The 16418-nt window shown below is 58.1% G+C and carries 14 protein-coding genes; 13 read left to right on the top strand and 1 reads right to left on the bottom strand.

Translation table 11 applies throughout. The annotated features are described in order from the left end of the window. The first annotated feature begins 184 nt into the window (after window positions 1-184). The 10 genes from AC1DIH_RS01805 to AC1DIH_RS01760 all read left to right on the top strand — a co-directional run bounded on the left by AC1DIH_RS01805 (window position 185) and on the right by AC1DIH_RS01760 (window position 11008). Window positions 185-520 (top strand): YceK/YidQ family lipoprotein, encoded by a 336-nt coding sequence (locus AC1DIH_RS01805; protein ID WP_477770369.1) that lies wholly within the window; start codon window positions 185-187, stop codon window positions 518-520. A gap of 173 nt (window positions 521-693) precedes the next feature. Then, window positions 694-2451, top strand: coding sequence for a carbamoyltransferase family protein (locus AC1DIH_RS01800; RefSeq protein ID WP_145018522.1), 1758 nt, complete (start codon window positions 694-696; stop codon window positions 2449-2451). Next, complete coding sequence (locus AC1DIH_RS01795; RefSeq protein ID WP_477770368.1) at window positions 2435-3565, top strand: glycosyltransferase; 1131 nt, start codon at window positions 2435-2437, stop codon at window positions 3563-3565. The genes AC1DIH_RS01800 and AC1DIH_RS01795 overlap by 17 nt, the downstream gene beginning before the upstream one ends. After that, window positions 3565-4461, top strand: a complete 897-nt coding sequence (locus tag AC1DIH_RS01790; RefSeq protein WP_477770367.1) for an antimicrobial resistance protein Mig-14 — start codon at window positions 3565-3567, stop codon at window positions 4459-4461. The genes AC1DIH_RS01795 and AC1DIH_RS01790 overlap by 1 nt, the downstream gene beginning before the upstream one ends. 8 nt (window positions 4462-4469) lie before the next feature. Then, window positions 4470-5891 carry a PIG-L deacetylase family protein gene (locus tag AC1DIH_RS01785; protein ID WP_477770366.1) on the top strand — a complete coding sequence of 474 codons (1422 nt, stop codon included), beginning with the start codon at window positions 4470-4472 and terminating at the stop codon, window positions 5889-5891. Window positions 5892-6010: 119 nt separating this feature from the next. Further along, entirely contained in the window at window positions 6011-6832 is an 822-nt protein-coding gene (locus AC1DIH_RS01780; RefSeq protein WP_477770522.1) for a DUF6625 family protein, read from the top strand. Then, a complete protein-coding gene (locus AC1DIH_RS01775) occupies window positions 6829-7983 on the top strand; it encodes a glycosyltransferase (RefSeq protein WP_477770365.1) in 1155 nt (384 codons plus the stop codon). The genes AC1DIH_RS01780 and AC1DIH_RS01775 overlap by 4 nt, the downstream gene beginning before the upstream one ends. Next, entirely contained in the window at window positions 7980-8864 is an 885-nt protein-coding gene (locus tag AC1DIH_RS01770; RefSeq protein ID WP_477770364.1) for a glycosyltransferase, read from the top strand. Before AC1DIH_RS01775 ends, AC1DIH_RS01770 begins: the two co-directional genes overlap by 4 nt. Window positions 8865-8970: 106 nt before the next feature. Continuing rightward, a complete protein-coding gene (locus AC1DIH_RS01765; RefSeq protein ID WP_477770363.1) occupies window positions 8971-10227 on the top strand; it encodes a glycosyltransferase family protein in 1257 nt (418 codons plus the stop codon). A gap of 55 nt (window positions 10228-10282) precedes the next feature. Continuing rightward, window positions 10283-11008, top strand: a complete 726-nt coding sequence (locus AC1DIH_RS01760; RefSeq protein ID WP_477770362.1) for a glycosyltransferase family 25 protein — start codon at window positions 10283-10285, stop codon at window positions 11006-11008. 37 nt (window positions 11009-11045) lie between these two features. On the opposite strand, the gene AC1DIH_RS01755 is transcribed toward AC1DIH_RS01760, so the two are convergent. Continuing rightward, window positions 11046-12899 (bottom strand): O-antigen ligase family protein, encoded by a 1854-nt coding sequence (locus AC1DIH_RS01755; protein ID WP_477770361.1) that lies wholly within the window; start codon window positions 12897-12899, stop codon window positions 11046-11048. A 159-nt stretch (window positions 12900-13058) separates the two neighbouring features. On the opposite strand from AC1DIH_RS01755, the gene msbA reads away from it, so the two are divergent. From msbA to cysC, 3 genes are all read left to right on the top strand, one after another. Then, on the top strand, window positions 13059-14864 hold the full coding sequence (gene msbA / locus AC1DIH_RS01750) for a lipid A export permease/ATP-binding protein MsbA (protein ID WP_477770521.1): 1806 nt from the start codon (window positions 13059-13061) through the stop codon (window positions 14862-14864). Between the two features lie 184 nt (window positions 14865-15048). Beyond that, window positions 15049-15753, top strand: coding sequence for a sulfotransferase family 2 domain-containing protein (locus tag AC1DIH_RS01745; protein ID WP_477770360.1), 705 nt, complete (start codon window positions 15049-15051; stop codon window positions 15751-15753). Continuing rightward, window positions 15746-16357, top strand: coding sequence for an adenylyl-sulfate kinase (gene cysC / locus AC1DIH_RS01740; RefSeq protein WP_477770359.1), 612 nt, complete (start codon window positions 15746-15748; stop codon window positions 16355-16357). Before AC1DIH_RS01745 ends, cysC begins: the two co-directional genes overlap by 8 nt. The last annotated feature ends 61 nt before the right edge of the window (window positions 16358-16418 follow it).

Raw genomic sequence — 16418 nt, 5'->3', positions numbered from 1 at the left:
ACCTGTGGGAGCTGGCTTGCTCATGGGCTTTTGTAGGAGTTGAGCTTGCTTGGTGAAGGCAGTAACCGTTTGTGTCGTTGGTGGCAACCCTTTATGAATCATCCTACGTGATCTACAGAAGTCGTGATCTGTGGGGCCATCAATCGCGGTGCTAGCGTTGCCTGATGTTCTCGGAGGGCAAACCTTGACTATAAAAACGGCTATTTCGCTGGGGGCTTTTTCACTTGCTTTGGGTGGTTGCGGGACTGTGAGCACGGTGTTGCAAGATGATGCCGATGCGGCCCGTGGTCTCAGGAAGCAGAAAACCTACTGCCAGTCCATTCCTCGTATCTACAGCGGTCTGGCTTATGATTTCTGTATCTTGAATGCGCCCCCGGAACCGACGGGAATTCTTGTGCCGCTGGCATTGCTGGATTTGACGGTGTCGGGTGTCCTGGACACGGTGTGCTTGCCGTACACGATTTACCGGCAGGCTACCGACGGTAATATCAGGATTTACTGGCGAGCCGGACGGGGTTGAACGTGCTCGCGCACAGTCGCCCAAGGCGATCTCCCCGCGTCAAACAACCTCTGGGTCATTCCCGCCATCTTTACGCTATAATCCCGCCCTTTAGCTGTTTCTCGCCCTTTTGCGAGGACACATTATTTCCAGGCGCACGTCGCCTGCATGCAGACTTAAGAGGCTAGACCCCTGTGGCATTGACGATTCTTGGCCTGTCCGGCGCCCTTAGCCATGATCCTTCCGCAGCCTTGTACATCGACGGCAAGCTGGTCGCGGCTGCTGAAGAAGAGCGCTTCGTACGCGATAAACATGCAAAGAACCGCATGCCTTACGAATCGGCGAAGTTCTGTCTGGAACAGGCGGGTATCAAACCTTCCGATGTTGACGTAGTGGCGATCCCGTTTGCCCCGATCAGCCTGTTCGGCAAGGCCCGCTGGCACTACGCCAAGCGTTACTGGTACGCCCCGGACCGCGCGCTCGACGCGATCCTGATGGGCAACCGTCGCTACAAGCGCTATCGCAACAAGATTGTCTGGTGCCTCGAGCAACTGGGCTTCGATCCGAAGAAAATCAAGATCGAGCCGGTCGAGCATCACCTGGCTCACGCCTCCAGCGCCTATCACTGTTCCGGTTTCAAAGAGAAAACCGCGATCCTCGGGATCGATGGCAAGGGCGAGTACGCCACGACCTTCTTCGGTTATGGCCAGAACGGCAAGATCCACAAGATCAAGGAATTCTTCGACCCGGATTCCCTCGGCGGCCTGTACGGCGCGATCACCGAGTTTCTCGGTTTCGAAATGCTCGACGGTGAGTTCAAGGTCATGGGCATGGCGCCGTACGGCGACGCCAGCAAATATGATTTCTCCCGCCTGGCGTCGTTCGAAAACGGCGAATTGGTGATCAACACCGATTACGCCAACGTCATCGGCCTGCGTCGCTACAAAGAGAAGGGCAAGGGTTTCTACTTCTCGCCGAAGCTGATCGAGTGGCTGGGGCCGAAACGCGAAGGCGATATCGCTGACGAACCGTACATCCATTACGCCGCGAGCATGCAAGCGCTGTTCGAGAAGCTGGCGTTGCAGATGATCGACTACTACCTGGGCGACGTGCTCAAGGAAACCGGCAAGCTGGCGTTCGCTGGCGGCTGTGCGTTGAACGTAAAGCTGAACCAGAAAATCATCGCTCGCGACGACGTCAAAGAGCTGTTCGTACAGCCAGCGTCCGGCGATGCTGGCACCGCGGTAGGGGCTGCGGCTTACGTGTCCCACGCCCGTGGTGTTCCGGTCGAGAAAATGGAACACGTTTACCTCGGCCCGTCCTACAGCAATGAAGACGTGATCGCGGCCTGCGCCCGTCACCCAAATGCGCCCAAGTGGCGCAAGCTCGACGACATGCCGGAAAAAATCGCCAAAATCATGGTCGATGGCAATCCGGTGGCCTGGTTCCAGGGGCGCATGGAGTTCGGCCCGCGTGCGTTGGGCGGTCGTTCGATCATCGGTTGCCCGAGCGCCACAGGCGTGGCTGACCGGATCAACCACCAGATCAAGTTCCGCGAGCGCTGGAGGCCTTTCTGCCCGTCGATGCTCGACACCGTGGCGCCGCAGATGATCAAGATCGATCACCCGGCACCGTTCATGACCTTCACCTTCGAAGTGGCTGAAGAGTGGAAAACCCGCGTGCCGGAAGTCGTCCATGAAGACGGTACGTCCCGTGCCCAGGTGCTCAAGCGCGAATACAATCCGCGCTACTACGACATGATGAAAGCGCTGGAAGTGCTGACCGGCAATGGTGTGTCGCTGAACACCTCGCTGAATCGCCGTGGTGAGCCGATGATCTGCTCGCCGACCGACGCCCTGAACATGTTCTTCGGCTCCGATCTACAGTATCTGATCATGGAAGATATCCTGGTGGTCAAAGACGGCGCGGACGCTTATGACACGCTCGGCTGAACGCCATGTGCTGCAGTTCTGTCACGGCTATGACGGGCCGTTCCTGGACTGCGTCCGACAGTACGCCAGCCTGTTTGCAGGGTCTGGTTATCGAGTGACCACGGTGTTTCTCACCGGGGTCGCCGATGCTGACGTTGCAGCAGGTTGTGCGTCTGATGAAGTGCTGTTCATGGAATACAGCTCCAAGGCCATTCGTGGGCTGAAGCTGGGAGCGATTGCCGATCTGCGCAAAATCGCCCAGTCACGCAATTTCAGTTTTTGTATCGCCCACCGTTTCAAGCCGATCTATATCGCCTTGCTCGGTACGGCGTTGCCGGTGATCGGCGTGCATCACGGCTTTGGTGATTACCAGCGGCGGACGCGCAAGCTGTTCGCGCATTTTTTTCGCAAGCGCCTGAGCCTGCTCGGGGTTTCCGATGCGGTCCGCGACGACATGCGCCGTTGCTTGCCGAAGTGGCCGGCGGCGCGGATTCAAACCCTCTACAACCGCATCGATGTCGACGCATTGCGGGCCTCTCAGGTGTCCTTCGATGAGGCGCGCGATGCCTTGGGGCTGTCGCCGGATGCGTGGGTGATCGGCAACGTCGGTCGCCTGCACCCGGACAAGGACCAGGCCACCTTGCTGCGTGGCTTTGCCCAGGCCTTGCCGCGTTTGCCGGTCGACAGTCAACTGGCGATTCTTGGCTCTGGCCGTCTGGAGCAGAAGCTCAAGGATCTGGCTCGCGAACTCGGTATCGGTGACCGCGTGCTGTTTCTCGGCCAGGTGCCGGAGGCGCGTCGCTACTTCCGCGCCTTCGATGTGTTTGCCCTGAGTTCCGACCACGAACCGTTCGGCATGGTACTGCTTGAAGCCATGGCCGCCGGTGTGCCGTTGCTGGCCACTGCGTGTGGCGGGGCTGCGGAGGTGGTCGAAGGTGTCGGTATTTTGTTCCCTCTGGGAGATGCCGAGCACCTGGCGCAGGGCCTGCAACACCTGGCCGTGATGAATCAGCACGAGCACCAGGTCTGCGCCGAAATGATGCTTGACCGCCTGCGCGAGCGTTTCTCGGATCGCGCGGTGCGCGAGGCGTTCTGGCGTCTGCCGCAAGTCCTTGAACTGACGGCGAGGGCCTGATGCTCAACCGATTTCAAGGCTGGCGCGAGCGTGGCTGGTCCGTTGTCGACGCGTCGACGTATAGCGATGCCTGGCAGCGTTTTGGCGGTAGCGTCGCGACTCATCCACTGGTGGTCGAGCGTCTGGCGCAGTTGGCCGATATCCCGGTGCGTTACCTGGCCTGGGAGCAGGGTGRCGAACTGAAAGCCGCGATCCCGACCTGGGGCCGCGACCTGGCATTGTCCAAGGACGTGCTCAAGCGTAACGGCAAGAAAGGTCTGTTCGATCTCGGCAACGCTGAATTCATCCTGCCGGCTGCAGCCGACGCGCAAGCACTGTTGCGGCACCGCGGGCGCTATTTGTCGGCATTGAATGAAGGTCGCTTTGCCGGTCTCAAGCTGCAAGCCGAACAACTGGCCATGGCCCGCACACCTGAAGAGCTGTCGAAGAAGTTTCGCTACAACCAGCGCCGTGAACTGCGCTTGCTGGAAGAGGCCGGTGGCGTGATACGACCGGTCAGCGACTTTTCCAGTCAGGAGCTGGCGGCGATCTACTGCGATTTGTTCCAGCGTCGTTGGGGTTTCCCGGCGACGGGTGCGCCGCGCATGAGCGAGGTGCTCGAGCTGCTGCGCGAGCTGATGATCGGCTCGGTGATTTTCCTCAAGGATGCGCCGATTGCGATTCAGTTGGTCTACCGTGTTGAAGCGCCAGAGTGGATCAGCGTCGAGTACATCAACGGTGGCGTCGACCCCGAGACTCGCGAATTCAGCCCCGGCAGCGTATTGAGTTTTCTCAATACCCAAAGCGCCTGGGAGCACGCGCGCGCAATCGACAAGCCGCTGCGCTTTTCCTTCGGGCGTGCCGATCGTGAATACAAGGACCGCTGGTGCAACCCTGTGCCGGTGTTTACCGTGTGAGCCAGACCATGAACCAGCCCCTCAGTCGCAAGCAGCAATTGCTCAAGCGTCATCGACGTAACAAGCGCATCGGCCTGTTGATCGGTGTCTTGCTGTTGATTGCGGTTGGCGTGCTGGTCACCTGGTGGCTGCCGCTGGTGCTCGCGGTCCTGGCCTGGGTCGCCCATGAAGCGTGGTTCGCCGACCATTTGTTTTACTCGCCCAAGGACGATTACCAGTACAGCTTCCCGCCTTACACGCAGCAACCCAAGGTCCGACTGGAGGGGGCGCGTCTGCTGCTGGACGACGGCGTCATCCTGACCGACGACGCCACGCTGGTACTGGCGCTGCGGGTAAAAAGCACCTGGCTGGGACGTTTTTTCGATCCGGCAGTCGAGTTGTCGGGTGGCGACAATCCAGACCGGCAAGCCTTCGAACGTGGAGTAGACGGCCTGCGTTACCTCAACCTCAGTGGTCAGGCACATGTTCTGTCGCAGGGTGATTTGCGTGTGCGTGGGCGTTTCTGCCGATTGCTCGGCGAGCCCGTGCTCTGGTCGTTCGAGCACCCTGATTATCGCCGTCAGCGAGTGATGGTGATCGCGCCTCACGCCGATGATGCAGAACTGGCCGCATTCGGTTTGTACAGCCAGGCCGACGAGGCCTGGATTGTCACGTTGACCGCTGGCGAAATTGAAGCCGGGCACTATCGACAGATGGGGCTGAACGCCGTTGAGGCGTCGCGCATCAAAGGCCGCTTGCGCGCCTGGGACAGCATTACCGTGCCGCGCTGGGCCGGCGTGCCTGAGTCTCAGTGTGTGCAATTGGGGTATTTCTGCCTGCAATTGCCAGCCATGCAGGCGGCGCCGAATCAACCGGTGGGTTCGCGTGAAGCGAATCTGAACGACACGCGACTGTTTCGCCAACTCAATCCGTTCGCGCTGCCCGGTGACCGCGATGGTGCGCCGACCTGGAATAACCTGCTGGCCGATCTGCGTGAGCTGCTGCTCAAGGCGCGCCCTGAAGTGATCGTCCTGCCGCATCCATCGCTCGATCCGCATCCCGATCACATCTGTGCACAGCATGCGGTGCTGGAAGCCTTGAAGGGGCTTGAGTGGCAGCCAACTACACTGCTCGGTTACGCGAACCACCTGCACGACAATGATCGCTGGCCAATGGGTGATTCAGAGGCCGGGATTGCGTTGCCGCCGGTGTTTGATCCGGCGCAGGTGCTGCAGCCATATTGCCTGGCATTGTCGATCGGGCAGCAGTGCGACAAGGCTATGGCGCTGGGGATGATGCATGACTTGCAGCCGCGTGCGCCGTTCAAGCGTCGCCTGCGTCGTGGATTGCAGCGTCTGTTGGCAGGGCGTTCGGGCTCGCCTTATGGAGAGAACGAGTTCTTTCGCAAGGCGGTCAGGCGTCATGAGCTGTTCTGGGTTTTGAAACATTAATAAAGACGTGCGGGTATAGCGTTACTTCGTATTCTTTTCTCTGTAGTGAGCTCTCAGTGAATAATCCGTCTTCCCGCATTCTTTTCCTTATTCCTTATTTCGGTCGCTGGCCGTTCTGGATGCCGTTCTTTCTCGAGAGCTGCCGGCGTAATGCGGACATCGACTGGCTGTTGTTCAGTGACTGCGGTCGTCCACAGAATCTGCCAGACAACGTAAAGATCGAGAACATCGGTTTCAGTGAATACTGCCAATGGGTGTCGCGCCGCCTGAATATCGATTTCTCGCCTGATGTGGCTTACAAACTCTGTGACATCAAGCCAGCGCTCGGTCATATCCATGCCGATCGCCTGACGGGTTACGATTTCTGGGCTTTCGGTGATATTGACCTGGTGTATGGCGACCTGCGTCGCTATTTTACGGCTGAGCGATTGGCCCGCTTTGACCTGTTTTCGACCCATGAGCGACGAGTTTCCGGGCACCTGTGTCTGATACGCAATACGGCTCGCCATCGTGAGTTGTTCATGCGGATCAAAAACTGGCAAACGCGTTTTACCGATCAGAAACAATACGCTCTGGATGAAGGGGCGTTCAGCCGGATTTTCCTCTGGCGCAAGAATTTCCCCAAACCGTTATTCAATCTGGTTGGCAAGTTCAATCCGTGGCGGCGGCGCAGTGAATTCACCGAAGCGTTCAGCACCCCCGGCGGCCATATCAAGTGGCACGATGGCTCTGATAATGTTCCCCAGCGTTGGTACTGGCGTGATGGTTGTTTGACTAATGATCAGGACGGAGAGCGCTCGTTTCTGTATTTCCACTTCTATATCTGGAAACGCAATGAGTGGTCACGGATGTCCGAGCCTGATCCTGAATACGTAAAAGGCCTGGCTGCCAAGTCAGCTTGGGTCATTGACGCAACGGGTTTTACCGGGGATGAACCATGACTCAGCGTTCCAAGGTCTTGCAGCTGCAGCCGGACTATAACGTTAAAGCGCACGATTTTGCCGACCTTGCGGAGCAGATCGTCAAAGCCCTTCCGGTAGAGCGATATGAAATAACGGCGGCGTTCTTGCGCGGCCGGCCGGGGCCAGGTGAGGCCGTGAGCCGTGCTGCTCGCTCGGTCTATTTCGAGTTCTCCGACAAGTCGCTCAAGGGGATGCGCCTGCGAGCCATGTGGCGGCTGTATCAGTTTTGCCGAAAAGAAAAGTTTGATGTGGTCATCTGCAACCGCTTCAAACCGGTGAACATGCTGTTACAACTCAATCGTTGGCTGAAAATACCATTGTGTATCGGCATCTCCCATGGCTTCGGCGAGTACGACCGTTTTTACCGGCGGCGTCAGGCCCAGAGCCTGGTCGACGGTCACTGGCGTTTTGTCGGTGTGTCACCAGCGGTCAAGCAGTACTTGCTCGATTGTGATTGTGGCTTCACTGACCTCAATACCTATGCCATTACCAATGCCATCGATATCGAGCAGGCTGAAGGTTTGCAGCACTCCCGTGAGCGTTCGCGTGAGTTGTTGGGGCTTGATCCATCGGTACGCTTGATCGGCGCGCTTGGGCGTTTGGTGCCCGTTAAAGGTCATACCTACTTATTGCAGGCTTTTGCCACGCTCAAAGACAAATATCCCCAGACGCAACTGGCGATCATCGGTGCCGGTCGCGAAGAAGCCCGTTTGGCCAGCGAAATTGAACGATTGGGTTTGAGCGGACGCGCACATCTTCTGGGGTTCAAGGAAAACGCCCTGCAGTATGTTCGCGCATTCGATATCTGGACCATGCCCTCGTTGGCCGAGGGATTGGGTCTGGCATTGCTCGAAGGCATGAGCGGCCATTTGCCGGTGATTGCCTCGAATGTGCCAGCCATGCTCCCGCTGGTTCAGGGCGCGGGTGGTCTTGCTGTCGAGCCGGCGAATGTCCCGTCTCTTGCCAAGGCGCTGGATACCTATCTGGGGCTTTCGGATGAGGAACTCAAAGCCAAAGGTGAGCAGGCCTACCGTTATTTGCAAGAACAGCACGATATCGACGTGTTCCGTCAGGAGTATCTGCAATTGATCGAATCAGGGCTGAGTCAGGCGCGCAAGGGGGAGGCATGAAAGACGACCAACCTGTGGTGACGGTGATCATCGCGTCTTATAACCACGGCCCGTACATTGAGCAGAGTATTCTCAGCGTCCTGAATCAGACCTATCCGAATATCGAATTGCTGGTCGTCGATGATGGCTCCATAGATGACAGCGTCGAGCGTATCCAGCGACTGCAGGAACAGCACTCGTTCGACTTCCAGATTCAGCAGAATCAGGGGTTGACCAACACGCTCAATGGCGCGATTGCTCGGTCCAAAGGCAGCTTGATCGTCCCGTTCGGTTCTGACGACATCATGTTGCCGGAGCGCATTGCGATTCAGGTCGCTTATATGGATGGCAAGCCCGAGGTTGGTATTTGCGCTGGCAATATCGAGCTGATCGACGCCGATGGAAACCTCTTTCCCGAGAAGCGTCAACGTCGGGATGTACCGTTCCGACGCCTTGATTTCGATGACATGTTCCTCGAGCGCAAACCCTATCCGCCGGCCCCGACACTGATGATTCGGCGTGAGGCGCTGGACAAGGTAGGCGGCTTCGACCCGGACATTCGTCTGGAGGACCTGCTGATCGAGTTGAAGGTGACTCACGCCGGTTACTTCATCGATGGTCTGAATGTACTGATGGCGCGCTACCGCAAGCACGCGACCAATTCGTACAAGAATCATCGTTTCATGGTCGACAACATTCTGCGGTCCTACGCGCTGTTCAGCGATCATCCGTTGTATGACGAGGTGCGTTACAAGTTTCTCAACTCAATGTTCCTAAAGACGGCTAATCGCGATCGGGCACTGGCTCGTGAACTGCTGGCCCAGATCCCTTTCAAAGCCTGGTCTGCAAAGACCTGGCGCGGATTGGGGCGGTTGTATTTTTCCCCTCTGGAAAAAAACTGAGGGGGCAATGCAATGGGCTGGATTCAACGCTTTCTGGAAAAACGCGCCAGGCGCGCCTTGGGGTTCGCTTGACGAAATACTACGGTAACTGTCTATTGGGGACAGCATGATCCAGGATGTTTCTGGCAATAGCTGGGCCGACAAGGCTCATGCCCTGGACCGCTATCGCTGGCGGCGATTGCGCGAGCGTCATTCCTGGCTGGGCAGCCTTTTGCGTTTTGGTCGCGATGCTTGCGTAGACTGGTTTTTCGGCTGGAGGGCGCGGGCGCGACTGGCGGCGGAGGTCGTGGCTGAGCCCTGCGATTTCCTGTTGCTGCAGTCAGCATCCAAGGTCATTCCCTTGCAGCGCAAGAAACTGCTGATTGCGGCCCTGCGTGCCAGCGGCCACTCACTGGTGGAAACTGCACTGCAGGTGCCTCGGACCATTCTTGCCCAGCGTTTGCTCAAGCATCCGCAGCAGGCGGTGCCACTGCGCTATTTTGGCTATGCCGCGCATGCCGAATGGCTGGTGGCTCACCACCAGCCGAAGATTCTTCTCAACGACCGTAACGGTAGCCTGTATGCGCCTTTCCTGCGTCTGGCGCTGAACCGGCATCTTCACTTGCTGGTGCACTTGGCGCACGCGACCACGGTCGAGTCTTCGAGTCGCCTGGGGATGAACGACTACGACTATTACTTCATGTTCGGCCGCAGTTCGCTGGAGGCTTTGCAGTCACGGCCGCTACGCTTCGGCAGTTCGAATGCGGTGCTGTCCGGTTCGCACATGATTGACGCTGCCTACGACCTGCCGCCGCCCGATCCTGAGCGGCAGGTGCTGCTGGTCCTGGGTGTTGGCCCAGACAAAGAGAAGGAGCGCAGCTACCAGCGAACCTATGCTCTGGTGCGCGACTGGGCGGCGCAGCACCCTGAGTACCAGGTGCTGATCAAGGCGCATCCGCGTAGCCGGGTTTCGTTTTGGCACGGCGCGGCCGCAGTACTGTCCAACGTGCAGGTTCTGGACCATGGAGTGGGTCTGGCCGCTGCGCTGGAGCAGGCTTCGATCGTTGTAAACATTATGTCTAACGCAGTTATCGAGGCGGCGCTGGCGCGGCGTCCGGTCATTTATGTCAATGTTGGTGAAAATCACGACATTTTTTCTCAGGAGCGCTTCCTGGGCGAACGTATCACCACGACCGCAGAACTGACGGCGAGGGTCATCTGGGTTCGAGGCCACTATCAGCAGTGCCAGGAGCGGGCTCGGCATTTCGCCGAGTTTCACCTGGCGCACGGGGTAGAAGGGCTGGACACCACCGTCGGCTTGTTGGTTGACCTGTTGCAGGCAGAGCCTGTGCCTTCTCTGGTGCTTGACGGCACCGTCCAGTAGCGGCCGGGAGCCACGCCTGGCACTTTAATAATCACGGTTGCGGTGGTAACGGAAAATGATTTGGCCTTTTGCACATGCCYGCGTCATCAATCTCGACAGCAGGAAGGATCGCTGGGCTCGCATACAGGCACACTTGCGGGGGCTGGGGCTGCAGGCCGAGCGTTTCAGTGCAGTGTCGATGCATCGGCTGGACAATGATCCGCCTTCGCCGCAACTGCGCGAATTCTTGCTGCGCGTCGATGGCGACAGCGACAGGTTCGAACACAAGTTGCGCGCTACCTGGGCCTGCATGCGCAGCCATCTTGCGGTGATTGCCATGGCCAAGGATCGCGGCTGGCCGCAGGTGCTGGTCCTGGAGGACGATTGCGAGTTTGAGTCCTATGCGCCTGCGGTCCTGCGTCGGGTGCCGGCACAGTTGTTGTCACGGGACTGGACCATGCTGTACTTGGGGGGCACGCTGAAAAAGGGCGGACAGACACGCAAGGTGTCAGCCAATCTGGTGGCGGTCAATCGGGTGCGCCTGGCTCATGCTTACGTGGTCAAGGCAGAGCTCTATGATCGGATCCTGCAAGAGGCGCCTCTCAGTGGGCTGCCGCTCGACTGGTATTACTCGGAAAACCTCCTGCCCACCACTCGCGCGTTCCTTGTGCGCCCCCTGCTGGCCCGGCAGAGCCTGATGGTCATGAGTGATATCGAGCAGGTAGTGCGCAAGCCCAAGCTCAAGACCCGACAACTTCTGGGCCGGCTGGCTGCGCGCCTACGCTACGGCCTGCTCGGATAATGTGCCGGCAGTAGCCGGGGAGGCGCCGCAGGTTCAATCAGCTCGCCAAGCCAAGGGAATGCACTTGCTTGTGAATGCATTTGACGGCGTTGTCTGGTGCCAGGAGGGCGTAGCCCTGAAGCAGGTCGGTAAAATGCGCGTCGAACAGCCAGCGCCGGTCTTCCGTGTAGCGCTGCATATGGCGCAGGTTGCGTCGACGAAGCTCCAGGTTCAGAGGTGAGGGCAGGAGGCGCAAATCGGCCAGATCAATCAGGCCGAACTCGCCGTCCTCCAGCAACAGAACATTACCAAGGTGCAATGAACGGAAATAGACCCCGCGTTCGTGCAGTTCCGCCAGGAAGCGCCCAAAACGTTGCACCAGTGCCTGGCGCATACTCACGCTGGGCATGGCTTGCAGCACTTGGCGCAGGGTTCTGCCTGGCAGGGGCTGGTAGCGTACGGCACTACTGCCATCGGGCATGCGGTACAGATCGAGGATCGGTGGAGTGTTCAGGCCTGCACGGGCCAGGCGCTGACTGTTTTCGGCGAAGCGCTCGGAATAGGGATAAAAGCTACCAGAGGTATGCCAACGGCGGGCACGGAACAGTTTCAGAAAACTGCCATCCTCGAGTTTGAGGACTTTGGGCCCAAGGCCGTCCTCTTCGATCAGCTGAGCGTTGGCGGTCATGCGTTGGGCATCGTCGGCACAGAGGCTGCGAACCGAAAGCTTCGACAGACGGTTGGTGCGCTGGGCAATGCTCAGCGCAGCCATCAGTGCCAGCGGTATCCACAGCAGGAACCAGTGCTCCCGAGGGGTGTACAGGATGTCGCCACCCTCTGCCAGGCTGGCCCCTATACCGAATACCATCAGGGTCGACGCCAGGATAAACAGCGGTTGCGAGCGCTGGCGCCAGCAGTTGAACAGCCCTAGAAGCTGCATGGCCAGCCAGGGCAGGAACCCGATGATGCCGACATAGAAAAGTACGCCCAAGGCAAAGCTATGAGGTTCGCGGAAGGGATACCCAACCCCCGGATCGATGCTCAGTGTCGCGTCATAACCATGGCCAGTCCAGGGGGCATCAGCGATCAGATGCAGTGCCTGTTTCCAGATTTCGAAGCGGTAGGAGTCACCGCGGGCCAGGATCATATCCGGGAAGGCGGCCAGCACGCTTGCGGCGATGACGCCCATGATGGCCAGTAGCAACAGGGAACGACGGTTCCAGCAAATGAATGCCAGCCAGACGCCTGCCATGGCGATGGCAACCAGAGGCGTTCTGGAACTGGTTGCCAGGGCGGCTGCGAACATGATCAGAAAGGCCGGGAAAATGCCGAGCAGCAGCTTCGGATTGCGCACGGTCATGCCCAGAAAGAACCAGTAGGTGCAGAAAAAGCCGAACAGGTGGGAGCTGAGCAAGGGGTTGTCAAAGGCGCCCCCGCCGACCATTCGGTCGCCCGCTGTATAGTGCGACAGGAAAATATAAAGATTGAATACGCTGGCGACCAACGCTACCAGGGCTGCTGCCAGCAGGACGAGCTTGAAGCTTTCGGCACGGTAGCGCAGCAGCAGGCTGGCGCCAGCAAAGAGCATGAAAATATACAGCGGTGGTTTTGTCAGGCTGAACAGGCTGTCTGGCGTAGGGCTCCAGTTCAGTGACAGCAGCGCCCAGCCGGAATAAAGCAGGAATACCTGAACCAGCGGCTCTCGCAGGACGTTCTTCAATTCACCGGGGCGAATGCACAGGGCAATCAGGGCGGGGGTGCTCACGAGGCCGTAAAACAGCTTTTGATAGCTGCCGCGCGTAGGCAAAAAAAACAGTCCGCAAAGCAAAAGAAAAAAGCCCAGCGGCAGCATCCACAGGCAAATGAAATCGAAAACCCGGGTCGTTCTGGTATTGATGCTGCTGAATGGCATGCTGAACTGAATTCCGATTAAGGGCCGGTAATACTAACGTATCCGTCTACCCTGGTCCTGTGGAATATTACCGCCGGGCCCCCCGTTCGAACGATCCCGACTGAGACCGGAAGAAGCTGTGATAAAGTCAGCATCCTTTTTTTGAATACTTCGCGTGATATGACCGACTCCAGTCTCTCCGCAAGCCCCTCGAGCTTGAAAATCTACTTCCGACTCCTTGGTTATGTGCGGCCTTATATCGGCCTGTTCATTCTGAGTATCGTCGGGTTTCTGATTTTCGCGTCGACTCAGCCGATGCTTGGTTACGTGCTCAAGTATTTCGTTGATGGCCTGTCCAATCCCGAGGCCGCACTGTTCCCCTCGATACCCTATCTGCGCGATCTGTCATTGATGCATGCTGTCCCCTTGCTGATCATCCTGATCGCTGCGTGGCAGGGCGCCGGTTCATACCTGGGCAACTTCTTCCTGGCCAAGGTCTCGCTGGGCCTGGTACATGATTTGCGCGTGCAACTGTTCAACAACCTGCTGGTACTGCCGAATCGCTATTTCGATCAGCACAACTCCGGGCACCTGATATCACGCATCACCTTCAACGTGACCATGGTCACGGGAGCGGCGACAGATGCGATCAAGGTCGTGTTCCGGGAGGGCATGACGGTTGTCTTCCTGTTTGTCTCCCTGCTGATCATGAACTGGCGCCTGACGCTGGTGATGGTTGCCATTTTGCCGCTGATTGCGTTCATGGTGAGTCGCGCCAGCACCAAGTTCCGCAAGCAGAGCAAGAGGATCCAGGTGGCGATGGGCGATGTGACCCATGTGGCCTCCGAGACCATCCAGGGGTATCGCGTGGTCCGCAGCTTTGGCGGTGAAATCTATGAGCGCGCCCGATTCAAGCGCGCGAGCCAGAGCAACACTGACAAGCAGCTGCGCATGACCCGCACCAGCGCCATCTATACACCGATGCTGCAGCTGGTGATCTACACCGCCATGGCGGTGTTGATGTTCCTGGTGTTGGCCCTGCGCGGTGATGCGTCGGCGGGCGACATGGTGGCGTACATCACCCTTGCCGGCTTGCTGCCTAAACCGATTCGGCAGCTTTCGGAAGTCAGTTCGACGATTCAGAAGGGCGTTGCCGGGGCCGAGAGCATTTTCGAGCAATTGGATGTGACGCCCGAAGTCGACCGAGGCAGTATCGAGCGTGACTCCGTTACGGGTCGACTCGAGGTGCGTCACCTTAGCTTCACCTACCCGGGTTCCGACCGTCAGGTGCTCGATGACATCAGCTTTACTGTCGAGCCTGGGCAAATGGTTGCCCTGGTGGGGCGTTCAGGAAGCGGCAAGTCGACGCTGGCCAATCTGATTCCGCGTTTCTATCACCACGATAAAGGCGAGATTCTTCTCGATGGGATTGAAGTCGAGGAGTACAAACTGCTGAACCTGCGTCGGCATATTGCTCAAGTGACGCAGCATGTCACCTTGTTCAGTGACACGGTGACCAACAACATTGCCTATGGCGACCTCGCTGGCGCTCCCCGTGAAGATGTCGAGAAAGCCGCGAAAGATGCCTATGCCATGGACTTCATTGCGCAGTTGCCTCAAGGCCTCGACACCCAGGTCGGCGAGAACGGCGTGCTGTTGTCCGGCGGTCAGCGTCAGCGTCTTGCGATTGCCCGGGCGCTGCTGAAAAACGCCCCGTTGTTGATTCTTGACGAAGCGACGTCGGCCCTTGATACCGAATCCGAGCGGCACATTCAGGCCGCCCTGGATCAGGTAATGAAGGGGCGTACGACGCTGGTGATAGCCCACCGTTTGTCGACCATCGAGAAGGCCGATCTGATCCTGGTCATGGATCAGGGCCAGATTGTCGAGCGCGGTACCCATGCCGAACTCCTGGCGAAGAATGGCTATTACGCTCGATTGAATGCACTGGGCCTCGATGAGCCCGCACCGCAAGGCATCGCCTGATTCCTATTTCAGGGTGAGCCATGCTCACCCTGAAGCCGCCTCAGCGTGCAATGCGCTCAGGGCGTTTGTGTCCAGTTCTTTACAGTCTTGACTATGTCTAAATAAATTTCGGTATTTCGCCTGCTACGGTTCGTGCATGAATCATTGGCTTCGGGGTGGCTGTTCGCCTCGTGTAGGTACCGAAATGTTGCAGCGCTTTTTATGGAAGCTCTTACCTAAACAGCAGCGAGCGTTCCTGCTGGGGCGTTTGTCGGTCAGGGATCGACAAGTCGTGAACAAGGCGATGTCAGGCAATGTGCACTTCCCCAAGGCTTTCCAGCAGCGCTCCTGCGTGTTCATTCACATCCCCAAGTGTGCCGGGAGCAGCGTTTGCGCCGCGCTATTCGATGGCTGGATGCCCGGGCATTTGCCGCTGTACTGGTACGAACAGCAATTTCCCGAGCAGTTTTCCAGCAGCTTCAAATTCACCTTCGTTCGTGACCCTTTGGAGCGGGCCTATTCGGCCTACGCTTTTCTGCGTGGCAACGAACTGGGGGAGCGCGACCGACGGTCCCAGGCGCTGGTTCGTCATTACCGTGATTTCGATGACTTCATCGGCCGCTGGCTGCACCCGGAGAACGTCCAGAAACAGCTGCATTTCGCTCCCCAGACCGACTTCATGGTCGACTCCATGGGGCATATGGCGATGGATTTCGTAGGGTATCAGGAACACCCGGATCGTGACTTTCAAGTGCTTTGCGAGCAGTTGGGGGTTGTCTCGTCATTACCCCATCTGAATGGCTCTCAGCATCGCCAATCGGCACCCGCCCGTGATTTTTGTTCGGTTCGTACCCGCCATTTGGTGCGACGGGTCTATCAGCGTGACTATGAGATGCTCGGCTATGAATAAATTGTCGTTTGTTTGCGAACAACCCCCACAGATCCGCCCTTACGCATTGTCGTTGTCACCCGCGGCCCGAGCAGCGCTCAAGCATCAGCAACCGTGTTGCCTGTGGCTGACGGGGCTGTCCGGTGCCGGCAAGTCGACCTTGGCCAATGCGCTCGAGGTACAGCTCAATGAACAGGGGCGCCACACCTTTGTGCTGGATGGCGACAACCTGCGCAACGGTTTGTGCAATGACCTGGGCATGGGCGCTGCAGCGCGCAAGGAAAACATCCGGCGTATTGCCGAAGTGGCTCGATTGATGGTCGACGCGGGGCTGATAGTGATTGTCTCGGCGATTTCGCCGTTTCAGGCCGATCGAGCATCGGCCAGAGCCTTGTTTCGCACGGACGAGTTTCTTGAGGTGTATGTCAGCACGCCATTCGATATCTGCGCCCGGCGCGATCCCAAGGGCTTGTATCAAGCCGCACTGCAAGGGCGAATCAAGGACTTCACCGGTCTCGACAGCCCTTATGAAGCACCGCAGCAGGCGGATTGCGAAATCAACACCGACGAGGTCGAACTGGCCGACGCCGTGCAGCACATCCTGGCTGTTTTGCTTAAAAAATGAACAATATGGCGGCGTGATACACCCCTGTTGAAGCTGTCGAACTAGGTAGCGCCCACCCTGT

This window comes from Pseudomonas sp. 05N36 (genome assembly GCF_056397385.1).
Note: the sequence above shows the minus strand (reverse complement) of the source record. Positions and strands in the feature narration are given on the sequence as shown.

Coding starts and splice junctions, on each gene's coding strand:
- AC1DIH_RS01785 (WP_477770366.1), top strand. CDS start 4,470: ATGAACCAGCCCCTCAGTCGCAAGCAGCAATTGCTCAAGCGTCATCGA.
- AC1DIH_RS01795 (WP_477770368.1), top strand. CDS start 2,435: ATGACACGCTCGGCTGAACGCCATGTGCTGCAGTTCTGTCACGGCTAT.
- cysC (WP_477770359.1), top strand. CDS start 15,746: ATGAATAAATTGTCGTTTGTTTGCGAACAACCCCCACAGATCCGCCCT.
- AC1DIH_RS01775 (WP_477770365.1), top strand. CDS start 6,829: ATGACTCAGCGTTCCAAGGTCTTGCAGCTGCAGCCGGACTATAACGTT.
- AC1DIH_RS01755 (WP_477770361.1), bottom strand. CDS start 12,899: ATGCCATTCAGCAGCATCAATACCAGAACGACCCGGGTTTTCGATTTC.
- AC1DIH_RS01770 (WP_477770364.1), top strand. CDS start 7,980: ATGAAAGACGACCAACCTGTGGTGACGGTGATCATCGCGTCTTATAAC.
- AC1DIH_RS01745 (WP_477770360.1), top strand. CDS start 15,049: ATGTTGCAGCGCTTTTTATGGAAGCTCTTACCTAAACAGCAGCGAGCG.
- msbA (WP_477770521.1), top strand. CDS start 13,059: ATGACCGACTCCAGTCTCTCCGCAAGCCCCTCGAGCTTGAAAATCTAC.
- AC1DIH_RS01765 (WP_477770363.1), top strand. CDS start 8,971: ATGATCCAGGATGTTTCTGGCAATAGCTGGGCCGACAAGGCTCATGCC.
- AC1DIH_RS01780 (WP_477770522.1), top strand. CDS start 6,011: ATGCCGTTCTTTCTCGAGAGCTGCCGGCGTAATGCGGACATCGACTGG.